Source organism: Paraburkholderia nemoris (assembly GCF_905221015.1).
Lineage (GTDB): Bacteria > Pseudomonadota > Gammaproteobacteria > Burkholderiales > Burkholderiaceae > Paraburkholderia > Paraburkholderia nemoris.
In genome coordinates this window covers 18,664-34,351 of sequence record NZ_CAJNBO010000042.1, presented here as the reverse complement: position 1 = coordinate 34,351, position 15,688 = coordinate 18,664, and the positions used below count along the sequence as shown (strand labels likewise).

Below are 15,688 nucleotides of genomic sequence, written 5' to 3'. Positions count from 1 at the left end.
CCGTCGAACGGTGCGACAGAATCCGGCTTGCGCCCATGTCGCGCATCAATGAACTGGCGAAGCCCGGGGGAACACGAGCACCAGGATCAGGTGAAGAAATCCCCACGCGAACAGCAGCGCGCCGAGCAGGCTCGCGATGGCCCGCGCCGGTGTCCAGCGAGACCCAACCCGATCCGGCCTCTGCGCGTTGCCCTCGCGCGAGCGTTGCCCAGCGAGGTTCTTCAGATCTCCGATTCCCGCACTGTATTCCTGTTCCTGCATGTCCGCCTTCTCCTGCTGTTGATGCTTGTGTGTTCGTTTGCACGCCCTTCCCCGCCGTCGCGCCGGACTGCTCGCCCGGCACTCAGACAGCGATCGACCAGATGAAACTGATCATGAAGCCGCCCATGGGCGGCTCACGGTTTTATGGGTGCGTTTGAGACGCTCACAATTTCAAGCCACCTGCTTTGCCGGTGGTTTTTGACTGGCGACAATTTGACGAATCATGGCCCACGCTCAACGTCAGACGCCGCGCGGTGCAACAAATCGCGCGACAATGTGAGGCCCCCAGTACGAATGCGTAAACAGGACCGTCGATACCAGAACCATGCAGATTGCGACGATCAGCATCGCGCGGAAAATGCGGTTCGGTGTCTGCACAGTCATTCTGCTGCGTGGCGCCCGGATGATCCACTCGGCAATGATCAGGTTGGGCACGTAGAAGGCGAAATTCATGACGTGGTCAAAAGGGCCGTCGAAAGTATGCGTGTGCCCAATCCCGCCCACGAGCTTCAGCCAGATGCCGTAGTCGATCCGGTATAGCCACGAGCCGATGCCGAGCGCGAACAGACGTATCGCCCATGCGCGATGTAACGCAAAGCGACGCGCGCGGGCGTGGCGCACGGTGTTGACCGCCGCCAGCATGACCAGTGTGCCGTAGCCACCAAAGCCAGCATCCATCGCGAAGCCGCCGACTGCGCCCCTGAGCACCAGATACGCCAGGCCGCCAAGTCCGGCGCCAAGCGCCGCGAATACGTAGATCTGTCCTGTTGTGCGATGGAGCGCCGGCGTTCTCGCGCGCAGACCCGGAATGAGCTGAAGCGGGCCAAGCAGCAGCACGACCGCGCCAGCGAAGAAATGCGCGCCGATCGCGAACGTCGCTGGTCTCGATGCCTCTTCATAGAGCTGCGGCAGCACCTGATTCCAGTCCTGCATGCCGCCCGTGAACAGCGCTCCGCCGTAAAACACGATGATGTATACGCCGAAGACAAACGCGCTGATCCACGCGGCAAAAAGGAGCACATAAGGCGGCGACATGCTCATGACGGCGGCTGTTATGCGATGCCCGGGATGTAAGTTCATTAGCGAACTGCCCGACTCAGAAACCAGAACCCTGTCGCCGTCCGGCCCTTCGGCCAGATGGTTGCTGTCCGGGAAATCCGTTCGCACACCTCCGGGGAGGTGGACCGGGGATTCGCCCGGGCAATTGGCTAGCAGGCCGGCACCCGTGCTTCGAAGAGAATCAGGTTTGTTGTTCATTGGTCGGTCTTTGGAGAGCTGGACCGTGGCGCCGACACGGCCGCGACAACTGGCCGGACAGTTGGCACGAGATCGTCGCTTGCATCGACGTTGATCGGCATCGGCGGTAGCCATCGCAACACCGGCTTCGGGTTCTGTCGAGATCCACGTAAAAATTTATGCCAATGAGCACGTCTCACGTGAGGACGCGGACTAGCGTTTATTGATCCTGGTACCTTGCCGGCCCGGTCCTCGTCGTTCCAGGTTCTTCGCAGAGCGGCCCCCAGACGCATGCCAACGCCCCATGCCGCTGGTCGTTCGGCCGGGAACATGCGTGTGCCCTTCTTCGTTTTTCGCGGTACGGGTCGGACCGGGCGATGTGCGCCATCGCCAATTTCGGCCGCCTCGCTGCACAGGTAAAGCAGCAGTGAAATAAGCTGCGGTACGACATGAAGTGTGGAGAACTCATCCGCATCCAGCGCCAGGCCTTTCGCCGCGTGACGGAAATACACTGCCTCAAGCGAGGCTTCAATCGTCTCTTCGTCGAGCCGTATCGAGACGCCGGACACGGTATGGTTGGGGCCTGCGGTATGTGCGACCAACGTCAGTATCTCCGCCCCGTCGTGAAGGTCCCCAACCTGCGCGAAGACTCCGTGCAGCGTTTCACCCGCCCATCGCATCCCCGGCGTCTCGATGTAGACGGTCCATTCCGGCAGGCGCGAGAGCAATTCCGTTGGAAGCTTCCCTTCGATGGGCGTCGCAATCAATGCGTTATACAGCGTCGGATCGAACCGGTAGACGCCCTGAGTGACACGCCAGCCCGCAAGAGTGGCCAGCATGTTGACGGTGACGCCAGGCACGTTCCCGACCCGCGCGCCGGCCTGTACCATCTCTTCGAGCAGATCATCAAGCACCGGCACGATACCGTTAAACGGCAGGTACCAGTGATCCGGGAATCCGTGTGCTCCGTCGGCATACTTCACGCGCAGCCGATCGAGCCTCGGCCAGATGTCCGGGAAATGCTGCCCCACGCGACGCACACATTCCGCAGGCGTGGCCAGCGAAACGGACTGCGCCGAAGCCGTCACCAGTCCCTGCGCGGCTGGCCAGTTCCTCGGCGTCACGAAGAGGTTCGCCGCAATCATGGCGCGGGCCGCACTTTCGGTACGTCGCCAGCCACAACGAGTTCGTCGTCGACCAGTTGCAGCTTCAGCGGGTCATCCGCCGAGAGCGACTTCTTCTGGAACACGCGACGCCAGTTACTGCCGCCTGCGGCATCGCGGAAGAATGCGACGATCGCGACATACTGCGTGTCGGCGCGCATCGGCTGCGACAGGTTGATCGCTCCTCCCGGCGTGACAATTGCGCTCGCTGTATCCTGCAGGTCCTGTGCAAGCACCGTGCGGTCGTTCTGCAGCAGGTCATCGTAGGAAGCGGCATCGAACGCCTTGCGGTCCTTCAACTGGTACATGCGAATGGCGACTGATAGAGGCTGCTCGCCTGTTCCGCTATTCAGCGAAGCGCGGGCGCTCAGGTCCACGTTTAGCGTCTTGACCGTCTTGTGGAACACGGCGTTATACGCACCCGCGGTACCGTCCGACACCGACTGCCACGCACCGCACGCCGACACCAGCGCGCTTGCGCACACGACAGTCATGATTGGGATTATCCGCATCGGATCTCCTTAATTTTCGCATTCGAGGGAGTCGTACCGGCCAAGGTGAATCGTCACCATCTGGTCGGCTGCTGGCGAAATCAACGCGGTCCACGCAAGCCGTGGCCGGTGCACACCGGCGGGCGCCGCACCGGCCGTCAACGCGAGCTTCGGCGCATTCGATGCCGGGATCTTCATGCGGAGGATTGCGTCGGACTTCTGGCCCAGATACACGGCCACAAGACGCATCAGATCGTCATGCAGCGGTTCGCCCGGCAGCAACGCGTGGGTCTGCGCGGCATCGAGCGGCTCGATGGTGACGAGCACCGCCTGTGAATTGTCGAGCAGGCGGGAACCGAGCACGTGCCCGTCGCCCAGGCCGCTCAGTGCCGTACCGCCCGCCGATCGCCGCGGCGGGCGGGCCGTCAGCCCCTGGGGTGTCCCGACAGGCGCCCACACTGGATAGAACTCGCGCACCGCAACCTGTGCACCGTCGAGCAGATGCCGCACCACGCCCGCGAGCCCTTCGGGTGGGCGGGAGCGTTGCGTGAACAGCCCCAGCAGCGCCAGCAGTCTTGAAGGGGCGAGGCCCGACTTGTGCGCCGCGTTACCAATTCCGAGACCTGCCAGGCACAGCAGATAGTTCGAGATCTCATCGGTCCCACCCGCACGGAAGCTGACCGGATAGTGGTATTTGAGCCAGGCGCGGTAAAGCAGCGTGACAATGCGATGGTTGAAGATGTCGAGAAAGGCCATTGCCTTCTCGTGTCCTTCGCGCCGCAGCACGATGTCATCGATCAGGTGCGACGGCATCGCCGCGTCCACACCGTACAGCCCGAGGAAGGTCGTGCGCACCGAGGGCGGCGCCTCTGGCCGCTCTTCATCGAACTCCACTCCCGCCACTTCTGAGCCTGGAAAGCCCACGAGCGCCTTCGGCCGGAAGCGCACCGGTTCGTGCGCCACCGCGTCCCGTGAGCCAAAACCCGGGAGCTCCGGTGTATGCAGCTCGAGCAGGCGGCAGAGCTGGAAGATGTTCATGCGCGGTGCGCTGGCCAGCACCGCACGCACGAACGGCGCGAGCTTTGGCCTTCGCAAGCCCATGCCACCCATGTCGTAGCGCACGTCGTCCGCTTCGCTCATATCGGTGACCGGTCCGACTTGCTCGCCGGCCATTCGATACGCTCCTGGGTCGGCAGGCTGACGATCACCAGTTGCGTGAAAAGATTCACGTCGGCATACAGTTCGAAGAAGCGGTGCAGCAGCTCGCCGAACAGCATCAGGTCGCCTTCGCCCGCAAACGCCCGGCTGTCGAGTGTGACCTCGATCTGCAGGCCGCGTTCGACCGCCCCGCCCATTACCTTGCGCAGGCCCTTGCGGGTGACCTTCTGGATACCGTCAAGACGCCGGCGATTCATCTCGCCGTCGGTCCAGTCGTAGAGCGCAAGCGTGCCGCGCAGCACTTCGGCATCGATCAGTGACAGGTAGTTCGGCGCCAGATGCGACAGCACCCGCCACTGGAAGCGGTCGCCCGTCGGAGGGTGCAACGGCAGGGTCGGCGACACGAGATTGCGCACGCGCGCCACGTTCGACACGCCGCTCATCAGTTCGTTGATGCCGGCCTCGCGCAGACCCTTGCGCGGCAGCATCCCGTTCGTGCCGGTGACGCGCAGCGACAATGTCTCGCGCGGCAGATCTTCCGCGTTCTCCCACGCGTGGCCACCGAGCACCACCCACGTTTCGTAAAGGCCCTTCGCCCCCTGCTGCACGCGCGCGTGATAGTAGCGCTCCGGCGCGTCGTGCCGCAGCATGCCGCCGCGATGCTTGAAGCTGGAGAAGGGCACGTACTCGACACGCGCCCCTGAGCCGTGGTCGTGCGCATCCACGGCGTCGACCGAATACGTTTCGACGTTGCCACCGTGACGCTGGCGCGGCCGTACCGCGTATTCGGTTTCGTGGTGATTGACGCGCACAGGCTCCGCATCGAGCCGGAACAGATTGATGATCGGCGTGCAGAACAGGCGGATGTTCTTTTCGGAGAATCGCAGATCCGCTGGATACGTCCGGTTCAGCACGACTTCGACCTCGAATTCGGTGACGCTCGGTGCCAGCGCGGCGAGGTCGATGCCGAACAGATCCACGAAGAGGAATTTCTCGGGGAAGCTGAAATATTCAAGCAGCAGCTGATAACCACCAAACGCGTTGTCCGGCTTGGGCCACAGCCGTTCATCCGTGCCGAAACCAGCGGGCGCAAAATACGCGTCGCGAAGCGATCGGGGTTCGCCGTCATGCGCACCGGGAATACGCAGCAGGACATCGTCGACATGGCGCGTAAGCGCAAGGTGCAGGGCCATCGCGACCGGCCGGTCGGCCTTCAGATAGAGCCGCAGGTAGGGCGCACTGAGCGTGTTCTGCCGCGACTGCGCTTCGATATGGAATGACAGGCGGATGGTCGAGCGCCCGTCAGCCCGCGCCGCAGCCCCCGCCGCTTTCAGCCGCAACGGCAGCAGGTCCACTGGCTGGGTGGTCCGGTAGGTACAGCGCGTGCCTTCGGCGCCGATCGGGTCGGAGTTCACCTCGATGCCAGCGGGAACCGATTCGAGCTTCTGCAGCGTGCCGAAGTCCGGTTCGAATTCGAGCACGGAGAGCGACGGCAGCGTGCGCAGATAGTGTGGCCACAGCAGGCTCACCAGCGACTCGGTGATTTCCGGCAACTCGTCGTCGAGCTTCTTGCGCAAACGCCCGATGAGGAATGCGAAGGCCTCTAAAAGCCGTTCCACATACGGGTCCCGGTCGCCCACGCGATCGAGATTGAGCATGCGTGCGCGATCCGGATGGGCTTCCGCGAACTCCCGGCCAGCCGCGATCAGGTAGCGCATCTCGGATTCGTAATAGCGCAGCGTGGAATCGTCGTCCATGCAATATTCCTCAGGGTATCTTTTTACAAAGCGGCGATGGCCCGGGCTGGATCGAGCACGGTCATTTCGTGACCGAGTTTTTCGATCTGCCGGGTAACGGACAGTTTGTCGGCATCCTTGCGGTTCATGGATGCCTTCAGCGTCTTGAGCAGGTGATGCTTGACCTCGAACGTCAGCGATGGCTCCCACCCGGCGAGCTGGAACTGCTGGCCACCTGCGTCCAGTTCGGCCAGTAGGCGAAGGGTGACGTCCGGACGTCCGGCGTGATCCGCGACGCGTGCCATGACCCAGCGCTGCAGGTAGCGTTGACGGTCTGAGCGGATACCGGGCAGACCGTCGATCCAGGCAAAGGCCGCCTCGATTCCCTGAGCCTGCACGAGCTCGCGCGCCTGTTGCTCCATTTCCTGCCAGTTAGCCGCAGCGCCATCCCCATCGTCGGTCGAGACGGGCAGCGCGGCGAGTGCCTCGCCCTCGTCGAGATTGCGAACGACCGCGTGACTGGCGATCCATTCCAGAGTGGCATCGTCGGCGAATGCGGTACCGTCGCTGAAGGCGAGACGTTCGATCCCGTGCAGACGTTCCAGGAACAATGCAAAGTCTGCCCGCAGGATGTCGCGCCATTCCGTGTACGGTGCACCGGCATGGTCGAGCGCGACGTGCTGGAAATACTGCAGGTCGAGCCACAGGTGATTGACGCCCTCCATGTAGGCACCTTCGACGCGCTCCAGCAGCTCGTGCCACTGCTTCTGCAGTACGAGGCGCTTGAGTTGCTGGCGAAGTTCGGGACGCGGCGGCGCCAGTCGCGTGCGCCCCTGACCATCGGCCGGCGGCACGTCGTGAAGCGTGTCCCAGCGCACGCAGCGGATCAGGCGAACCGATGGCAGATAGCCGTTCTCCTGATTGCGCAGGAACTGGGCGACCATGCGCGCCTGCTCAAGCGCATCGCGCGCTGATTCGATCGAGGCGATCGCCGTTCCACCTGACGACAGCGCGGATACGCCCGGGCGCACAACCGATGCGTCGTTGTCTGTCCGCGCTGGCTCTTCCTTGCCTCCGAAGCGTGAGACCAGCGGCTGGAGGTTCGGTCGGGCCGCCTCGGGCCACTCGCCCGTGCTCCCGATGAGGAGATTCAGGGCCGCCATCGCGCGTTCGAGGTCGGCGGGCGCAAAGGCATCGTGCCGGTCGAGCTGATCGAGCACGCGCGCGGTCGCAATCCATTCGAGCGCGTTGCGCTTCGTTTCAGCACGCGAGGGCAGCAATGCCGGGCCGAAGCGGTCGACGAGCGCCGCGGCCAGTTCCAGTCCATCGGCGAAGCCCGTCGCGCCGTCCTGCCGCACCCGGGCGAACACGTAGTACCCGGCGAGGCGCAGATCCTTGCCGACCTCCTTGATGAGCTGCTCGCACGAACTCGCGATCAGGGCGTTGTCGACATCGGAAAGCTTGCCGATCTCTTCCTTGACCACCATGAACGCATCATCGTAGCCAGGGTCGCGCCCCACTCCGCTACCGTCGGTCGAGGGTAGCGGCTGTAGCCAGTCGGACCACGTATCGATGCGTGCACGCGCAAGTTCATCGGGATTGCGTGCGCCAAAAAGCTGCTTGAGGAAATTCGCGAACATGATCACTCAACGTCAGAAACGGTACCGTGCGGCAGCGGGATAGCCGCGTGCCGCGCCGCTGCAACGGCTGAGGCAGGCAGTGGCGGAGGGCCGGCGCTTTTCATGGCCGCCGGACCTGGCGTTGGCGAGAAGATACGCGGCGGCATCGTGAAGCCGCGCAGCGCGAGCAGCTCGAGAGGCCCTTTGCCTGCGTCAGTTCGCATCACGTAGGTGATCGGATGGCTAAGGGCTTTCGGGAGCGGTGCCAGCGGCGTGCCCGGCAACAGGCTGTCCGGATCACTCGCTGGTACCGGCACCGCGGCGGTACCAGCTGACGGAGGCGTCACGCCCGAAGAGCCAGGCTTCGCCGACCAGGTGAGCCTGAAGCGCACGTTCGACAACGGCTCGACATGGGCCGATTCCAGCATGCGGATAAATGCCCAGCGACCATCGCGTTCGAAGCTCTTGTTCAGCCCCGACTGAACGGTCTGCCACTCCAGGCGGGTACCGGTGACGAGCAGATCGTTGCCCGGCCACACAAACGGCTGCCAGCGATCGGCCTGATTGAAATATTTGAGCTTCTGCCCGTCGATCGTCAGCAGCGTCTCGGTCACATCGCCCGTCGGTTGCGGCATCAGGTCGAAACGATACTGCGCGGCACCCGATGCAAGCAGGTGCGACGCGATACCCTGCAGCACGTTAAGGTTGTGCAGGAAGGTTGGATCGAACCGTATTCCCTGCCCACCCGCACTGCTCGGAACCCACTGGTCGCCGTGCAGTTCAAGGGCACCGGCCAGTTGCTGGTTGATGAATGCGGGAATGAGCCCCGTCTGGTCGCGGATGAAGCGCACCAGTTCGGGAAACGACGCATCATCGCCGCTGGACGCAAACGGGTAGCGTCCCTGGAAGGACCTCGCCCACGGTTCCACGACGCTTTGCCGCCACGCGTCGTTCAGACTCACCTGCGCGGGTTTGAGCACCGCCTGCATGGCCTGATCGACCGGGCGCAGGAAAAGCGATTCTCCGAGGCCCGACCATTGCTCGCCGAGGCTCGCCGCAATCAGGCCAGCATAGTTACGGGTATCGGAAAGGTCGGAGTTCTTGCCCTGGAACAGTGACTGGGCGACCTGCTTCGCCTGATCGTCCATGCTGCCGCTGTTCGTCATCGCTTCGAGTTTCAGGCGTAACGTCGTCACGGCGTCGAGATAGCGCGACATGCTCACGCTGGAAGCGGCGCCACCTTGCGCCTGGACGGGGCTCACGAGGCGCAAGACCGGACCGAAGGCTGCGTCGAGCGGTGCGGCCGGCACCAGCGCCTTGACTTCGCCTTCCGCCTGCCCGGCATACTCATGCTTGCCGATGAGGTTCTGCGCCTTGGCGACGAGCGTATCAGACAGCGACGCCACGTTCTCGCCCGCGCGCCCCTGGTAGTCGAGTGTTTTCATCAGCGCGATCAGCGGCGATTGCCGCGCGTCCGCAAAGAGGCGCAACTGCTCGGCGACTGCCGGAAGCGTGGGTGCCGGTTCCCATTGGATCGAGTTCGCGAAGCTCTGCCAGTGCTGCGCGTAGTCGTCGAAGTACATCTGCCGGAGTTGCTTGCGCAGCACCTCGGCCGACTCCAGGCGTGGCTGCACGGACGACGTTACGCCAAGCGTCCAGTCTGTCGAAACGTCCTGCCGCGCCGCGGCATCATCGATCGCCTGTGCAATCTGCCCGTCAAACGCCTGCCGCGTATAGATGCCGGGCACCGTCACCGACGTGTGGAAAAGTCCTCTTGCGTCGGTACCGGCCAGCATCGTCGCGAGAGTCTGGTCGCCGTATTTTCCTGCCGCCGCGTCAAGGATCAAATGGTAGAGCGTATCCGTTGAATTCTTGACGCCCGTGATCGCAAGCAGTGTCTGCCGCGTACCGTTGACCAGGTCGGCTCGGGGCTGGATCGCCCAGTCGGGATGGGCTGGAAGATGCTGCGCGAAGAACGGGAAGAACTGGTGAGCCAGATCCTGGCGCTCGCCCGTTGTCAGGTCGGCATTCGTGAACCAGTTTCGCGTGAGTTCAGGCTCCATCACCTTCGCGTCGGCACGCTTCGGTTCAGCCAGCATCAGGTATGTGCGTAGTGTCTTGTGCCCGGCGAGCGCCTGCTGGGTCGTTGCCGCGTCGGAGACGTCCGTACGCATCGCAGCCACGGTTGTCAGCGACGATTCGAGCCCCTGCTGCACCGGTGAGACGAGCAGACGACGACTCGCGGGCGTATAGGCCTGCCACAGTCCGACGAGAATTGATCTGTCGCGGTTCAGGCCGAAGCGCGAATACCACGGCGTGCCTGCCGACGCGCGATACTCGAAACGCTCGATGTTGTGCTGGAGATCGAGCAGCGCGTGCAGACCTGTGCGGCCGTCTCGGGTCGATGAGAGATGTTGTGTCAGCTGGTTTGCAAAAAGCAGTTCACGCGTGTTGGCTGCACCGGAGATAAACATTCCGGCGATCCAGAGGCAAGCCAGGGTGCCGACGATCGCAGCACCTACGGTAGACGGATGCCAGCCAACCCGGCGGCCGCCCGCGTGGCGCCCCAATGATCCGATCCGCTGCCAGATGGCCGGCACAACGAGTTCGTCGTTCGGCGTTGACGGCGTTTGACGCTTGGCCGGCAGGAACCATGTCCCGCGCGGCTCGACTGGCATGTGACGCGATTGCGCGAGAACGGCGCCAAACCGGGTGAGCGGTACGCTCCAGTTTTCCAGTCGTTGCGAGAGTTCTGCCAGATAGCGCCTTCGGCCGTCCTGGGCGACAACGCTTGTTCCGATGACCGCGAGGCGCTGGCCAAGGGATTGCAATGCACTGCTCACCGCGCGGTCATCGTAGCGGCGGGGCAGCGTACAGCCAATCGTCTCCTCGCCATCCCTGTCGACGGCGGCAAGGCCCGTAGCCGTGACCACATGCAGCGGTGCGGACCAGCGCAAACCGAGCGAGATCTGCGTGAGCGTCGCTTTCGCTGCGGCCGCCGAACGCTGCGCCGACAGTTCGTCCTCGAACGGATCGGTCAGCCATACGATCGCATCGAGGGGTCTGCGCCAGCGCAGACGCGCGAGGCATCTCAGCCATGTCCGGTCCGGCAGGCCGTTCTGGTCGACGGGACAGTGGAGCAGAACCGTCTCGCCCCTCGCATGCCAGGCCTGCGTCGCGAGATCCGGCATATGCGCGGCAACGGCGTGTGCATTGCCGACAAGCAGCAGCCACGATTCCCGGTAGCGCCAGAACAGACCGTGCCGCAGGTAAAGTATGCGGGCAAGATCCTTCAGCGTCACGGCACCCGCGGAAGCAGCTCCAGTACCCAGCGCGCTTTGCCCCGAACGCCCGGTACCCTGCAGCGCATCGCGTGTACCTCGTCCCGAAAGCACAAATCCGCCGATCAACGCGAACACGGCAATGACGACCGCGAGTTCGATGCCCAGCAGCCGTGCATTGGACCACTCGTACTGCCGTGCAGCGAGCCACGTCAGCAAGCCAAGGACCATGAGCAGCGCGAGGGCAAATACGATCAGGCTCGCGCCGCGCGTATGCGGTGCCTGGGGGTTATGGACAACTGGCTTTACCATGTTCTATCGCTCAAAGCAGCGTTCGGGAAGTGGTTTGCGACGCGAGGTCATTCAGGAGAACTGCTGCCAGAACCTGCGTGCGGTGGAGCGGCGCATATAGAGCGTGATCGCAACCTGCAATGCGACAAAAAGAGGACAAAGTGCAAGCAGCATCGTAATGAGCGGCCCGTCCCTGTCAGACGGCATGAAGACCCTCGCGCTCACAAAGATGAAGACGAAAAGCGAGGTCATCGCGATGAGCCAGCCAATCGACACCACGTCGCTCGTTCCATGGGGCGGCGCATCGGGCGCCTCAGTTCCGGATGCGACGATGTTTAGCGTCGCGGCACTCCTGAAGCCGGTGGCGACCAGTTGTGCACCCTCCCCATACTGAACCGCCTCTGCCGCGACGGCTTGCAATAGCCACGGATTGGCGGGACCAGGCTTGCCGATCGCACGGTCGACGTCGTGACTGGAGACGTCGAGCTTTGCCTCCCGCACCGCTGCGTCGGTGCGTCGGCCTGTGATCTTTTCGAGATCACTCATCCAGACATGCCGGATCTTGTTCACGGGCGCCTGTTCGGCCCGCAGTAGCGTCGACAGGGATTGTGCAATGTCATCCGGCTCGGCGACGATCGGCCTGAATATGACCGCCTGGGGCTTGATGCCCGAGCGCCGCGCCCCCAATGCTGACGGGTTCCCCAGCACGAGGCCGACAGCCACTTCCGAAAATTCGCTCTCTCCTTCGCGGTGTAGCTGACACGCGAGCACAATACGGCAGGAGGGCACCGGCTCAGAGAACCACCGCTCGGCCAATGGCCATTCAACATCGGCCGCCAGCCACTTCACCGCCGGCTCTCCACGGAATTCCAGACGCTTCCATACGCGCACCAGATCTCGTGAGCAGTCTTCCCTACCGACGTGTAACACAACCTCGACGTCGTTCGATGGGGCGAGTTTGTCGATATCGTTCCTGAGCGGTGCCAACAAACTGGCAAAGACTTCCTCCAGCCTGTTGCGTCCATGCGATGTGCCGAACTGATCCAGTGACAGCGTTTTGTCTGGATTGGTGGGCGCAGCCCCTTCAAGACCCAATATGCTTTCAGCAAGCCCTTCCTCAGGCGTCAACACGACGCTGCTGACGATGGCGACCCGCGCATGTGCCCAACTGCGCCATTTAAAGCTTCGAACCCTTCCGAGCAGATTCCACCAGGCGCACTGGTTCCGGACTTCCTCGTAACGCCAGTAAACCGCTCCGCTGGCAGCGCCCCAGAGCAACGCGGGCAGCACGATGATGGCAATCCAGAAGGCGGGCGTCATCGTCGCCTGCCCCTTCGGCCACGCAAGCACGACCAGTCCAGCACCGACCAGCTGGATCAACAGGTACAAGACACCGTATTGCCAGATCGGAGGCGCGTGCGGTTCGGCTTGTTCGGTGACATCAGGTATCAGCCAGCGCATGCTCATTCGATCGAGACGCCCGATTCGCCAGGCAACACCATCGATCCGCATCGTGAGTGACAGCCGGACATGATCATTGGCTTTCCTTCGTCCGTCATGCCTTCGCCCGCCTCCGTGAGTTCATTGTCCCCGTGCAGCGGACATGAAACGAGGTCACCCAGCAGGGCGGCCTTGCGGTCATCGAGCGAAAAGGTAGAGGATGCGGTGACGATCCTTCCACCATGCGTGGTCGGATCGCCAAGACAGGCGGGCTTTTTCATGAGGCTATCCTTGATCAAAAGGTTGGTGCACGTCCGTGTTCCTGCTATTTTTTTGACGTGCCATCGGAGACCGACATGTCGCAGATGAAGCGGTCCTGACCGGACGGTGTCCTGATCCCTACCGGAAAGGTCGGCGTATCAGGAGCAGCAAAGTTGCGGCCGTGAACACCTGGCGGGTACGGCTGATCAAAATCAATCCCGCGGACGAGCGGATACTCTTTCACATACAGATCCCTGTTAAACGAGTTGTACGACCTTTCCGCCACATAAAACTTATCCTTTGTCACGGCAATGGTGTATCTCTCCGAGTCCTTGCTTGCTGCCTGGCTCCCTTCGATGTAATACATGCCATGGAACGTATTTCCCCCATCGGTGGAGTACACCAGCGAGGCGTTACAGCCACGCGAACTGCATCCGCCTCCTGGTGCCGACGGAATAACAACATTCATCTCGGTAGGGTCGTCAATGATCAGGCGGCCGAGATACGTCACAATCCCCCCTCCGCGAGCCAATTTATGGCGAATCCCCAGTCTCGTGTTGTTGTAGTAGGTGTCCCCATAGCATCGGTCGTAGTTTTCCAGCGAGACGAAACGGTGATCGTCGATCCGGTAGATGACTTTCGGCGGTCCATCGTAATGGGGTTCTTCCGCCGCCTTCTGGTAGGACGGGGCTGACAGATCCGTCGTGCAGCCTGGGAGCGCAATGCCCGCGATCAGGGCCGTGACCAGAACCCGGCAAACAGAAAGGATGTTCATGCGCCTCTCCATCTGCGCTGCTCAGCGTCAGCCTTGCTGGCCTCCTCCGCAACGGTTTCGCTATCGATGATTCGGGCCGGCTGCTTCGGCACGGCAAGTTCGCCCGACATGAAATAGGGGTCCTCTCCGTAGTGTGTCCAGTCAGCCTTGTGGATCAATTTGCCCCAGAATTCTGGCGATTGGTAGCTGTCGCAGAATCCGACCGGCAGGTCGTATGCCGCCACACGCCGCATGAACTCCTGATGCTGCGGCAACGTGCTGTGATTGGTTGGCATCGGTCGGTACGAAGCAATGCGATCCTGAAGTTCCGAATCCGATTCGAGGGTACGGATCTTCCCTGTAGGCGCATAAACGTCCGCGCGCTCCTCGTACCACTGCCGCTGGTAGATGGATGCAAAATATGGAAAGTCACCTTCGATATATTCGCCATTTTTCGGGTCGATTTCACCCCAAGGAGGCATGGTTTGCGGCGCTCGATCAAAATAAACGGGGGTGCCGTCCCCGAGGTATTGGACAGGCTGCGACATTTCCTCCGCCGTAATCGGATTCGGAACGCGCTCAGCATTAACGGTGACGGTCTGGTTCTCGTTGGGAACCACCCACAGCGGTGCACCTAACGCTGTCTTGTTGCCATTCCAGAAATCATTGGGCGTCCTGGGCGGTTCGATATGTGGCTCAACAGGCCGTTCCGGTTTTTTCATCGGGTCGGGTATCGGCGGCAACTTGCCGAAATTCTTGACTCCGGGCTCGTCCCCACACGCGGTCCCCCGAGCGAGCATCCGTTGCTTGACCGTATCGCGAAGCTCTGCGAGCAGCTTGTCGTCGATACCTTGCCAGCCGATACTCTGCAGAGGCTTCGATCCCATCACGCGATCGTGCGGACAGAAATATACGTACAGTCGACCGTGGTTATCCCGTTCCGATACGCCATTCGAAAGGGCAACGTCTGGCCTCCAGAAATCCATGTCGGCGGTGGCTCCGACCTGCAGATGCTTCAGGTCGTCTGGACCGAGGACTTTCCTGTTCTCACCGATCCGCTGGGCGATCGCCTTGAATGTGCGCGCGCGGGCACCCTCGGTCGGACGCGTATTGCCACACATGAGGTAGTCGGTGATCTTGTCGTCGAACGCAAAGGGCGAATTCATGACCACGACGGCGTCAGGTGCGCGCTTCTCGCACAACGCAGTGGCGGCAAGGGCAATCATGGTTCCCTGACTATGCGACATGATAGTCACGGTATCGCCCGGATGTTCCCTGCGGATATCATCGACCAGTGACGCCAGCCGTTCCGCCGCATGCGCGCAATAGTCTCGCGGGGGGCAGTCGTGAAGCTCCCGGTCCCATTCCGGATTGAAGAGCTGAACGTCAAAAAAGCCGGCCACATGCCGCTTTGTGCCTTCCTTGCTCCATAGCTGTTGCAGGTTGTTCGTACCGTTCGCAAACGGGCCGCCGCCCCAGTACCATGGCCCGGGCTGTTCGGAGTCCTTCTGGTTCCAGAAGTCCGTTCCGCGCTCGTTCTTCAGTGCGATCTGCCAATTCTTTTCCTGCCCCCCCGGCGCCCGGTAGCCCCAATAGAACCGTATCACCGGGGACCGGCCCTTCCAATCAGGATCGACCTCACGCGGCTTTTTCTTCTGCGTTATCGGATCCTTGTCTATATACCTGTTCTCCTTCAGATCGGTCCGATTTAACCGTTCGTTCAAACCCCTGCATAGGGCGGCCTCCGCTGCGTCGTACCATTCGCCTTCCGAATTGACGCCATGGACGAAGATGATCACGCCTGGCAGGTGCGGAGGAAGCGGCGCCTCGGACCGGACCGGGTAGCTTGTTGGCGTCAGATATGAATCAAAGTAAGGCTTGCCGTGGACGTCCGTCTGCATCGGCAGCACGCGCGTCGGATAATCGTGCTGATAGCGCGGCGCCCCCGCGTCGGCCAGGACGTCACCGGTATTCGTCGTCTGGATTTCGTCATTCAT

The 15,688-nt window shown here is 62.2% G+C and carries 12 protein-coding genes; all 12 read right to left on the bottom strand.

The window, feature by feature from the left end; all coding sequences use genetic code 11:
• Positions 1 to 45 precede the first annotated feature (45 nt).
• The 12 genes from KHO33_RS37760 to KHO33_RS37705 all read right to left on the bottom strand — a co-directional run bounded on the left by KHO33_RS37760 (position 46) and on the right by KHO33_RS37705 (position 15,688).
• The gene (locus tag KHO33_RS37760; protein ID WP_200567772.1) at positions 46 to 261 is read right to left on the bottom strand and encodes a hypothetical protein; all 216 of its coding nucleotides are present in this window, start codon (positions 259 to 261) and stop codon (positions 46 to 48) included.
• Positions 262 to 501: 240 nt separating this feature from the next.
• Positions 502 to 1,302 carry a DUF2306 domain-containing protein gene (locus KHO33_RS37755; protein WP_234480858.1) on the bottom strand — a complete coding sequence of 267 codons (801 nt, stop codon included), beginning with the start codon at positions 1,300 to 1,302 and terminating at the stop codon, positions 502 to 504.
• A 212-nt stretch (positions 1,303 to 1,514) separates the two neighbouring features.
• On the bottom strand, positions 1,515 to 2,642 hold the full coding sequence (locus KHO33_RS37750) for an AcrVA2 family anti-CRISPR protein (RefSeq protein WP_200567774.1): 1,128 nt from the start codon (positions 2,640 to 2,642) through the stop codon (positions 1,515 to 1,517).
• Complete coding sequence (gene tssJ, locus KHO33_RS37745) at positions 2,639 to 3,172, bottom strand: type VI secretion system lipoprotein TssJ (protein ID WP_200567775.1); 534 nt, start codon at positions 3,170 to 3,172, stop codon at positions 2,639 to 2,641. Before tssJ ends, KHO33_RS37750 begins: the two co-directional genes overlap by 4 nt.
• A gap of 9 nt (positions 3,173 to 3,181) precedes the next feature.
• Positions 3,182 to 4,324, bottom strand: coding sequence for a type VI secretion system baseplate subunit TssG (gene tssG / locus KHO33_RS37740; protein WP_234480859.1), 1,143 nt, complete (start codon positions 4,322 to 4,324; stop codon positions 3,182 to 3,184).
• A complete protein-coding gene (tssF, locus tag KHO33_RS37735; protein ID WP_200567776.1) occupies positions 4,288 to 6,066 on the bottom strand; it encodes a type VI secretion system baseplate subunit TssF in 1,779 nt (592 codons plus the stop codon). Before tssF ends, tssG begins: the two co-directional genes overlap by 37 nt.
• A gap of 23 nt (positions 6,067 to 6,089) precedes the next feature.
• Positions 6,090 to 7,688, bottom strand: a complete 1,599-nt coding sequence (gene tssA / locus KHO33_RS37730) for a type VI secretion system protein TssA (protein WP_407946214.1) — start codon at positions 7,686 to 7,688, stop codon at positions 6,090 to 6,092.
• Positions 7,688 to 11,257 carry an ImcF-related family protein gene (locus KHO33_RS37725; RefSeq protein WP_200567778.1) on the bottom strand — a complete coding sequence of 1,190 codons (3,570 nt, stop codon included), beginning with the start codon at positions 11,255 to 11,257 and terminating at the stop codon, positions 7,688 to 7,690. Before KHO33_RS37725 ends, tssA begins: the two co-directional genes overlap by 1 nt.
• Before the next feature lie 51 nt (positions 11,258 to 11,308).
• On the bottom strand, positions 11,309 to 12,697 hold the full coding sequence (locus KHO33_RS37720; RefSeq protein ID WP_200567779.1) for a hypothetical protein: 1,389 nt from the start codon (positions 12,695 to 12,697) through the stop codon (positions 11,309 to 11,311).
• A gap of 2 nt (positions 12,698 to 12,699) precedes the next feature.
• On the bottom strand, positions 12,700 to 12,957 hold the full coding sequence (locus KHO33_RS37715; protein WP_200567780.1) for a PAAR domain-containing protein: 258 nt from the start codon (positions 12,955 to 12,957) through the stop codon (positions 12,700 to 12,702).
• 44 nt (positions 12,958 to 13,001) lie between these two features.
• The gene (locus tag KHO33_RS37710; RefSeq protein WP_200567781.1) at positions 13,002 to 13,712 is read right to left on the bottom strand and encodes a T6SS immunity protein Tli3 family protein; all 711 of its coding nucleotides are present in this window, start codon (positions 13,710 to 13,712) and stop codon (positions 13,002 to 13,004) included.
• On the bottom strand, positions 13,709 to 15,688 hold the full coding sequence (locus tag KHO33_RS37705; RefSeq protein WP_200567782.1) for a T6SS effector phospholipase Tle3 domain-containing protein: 1,980 nt from the start codon (positions 15,686 to 15,688) through the stop codon (positions 13,709 to 13,711). Before KHO33_RS37705 ends, KHO33_RS37710 begins: the two co-directional genes overlap by 4 nt.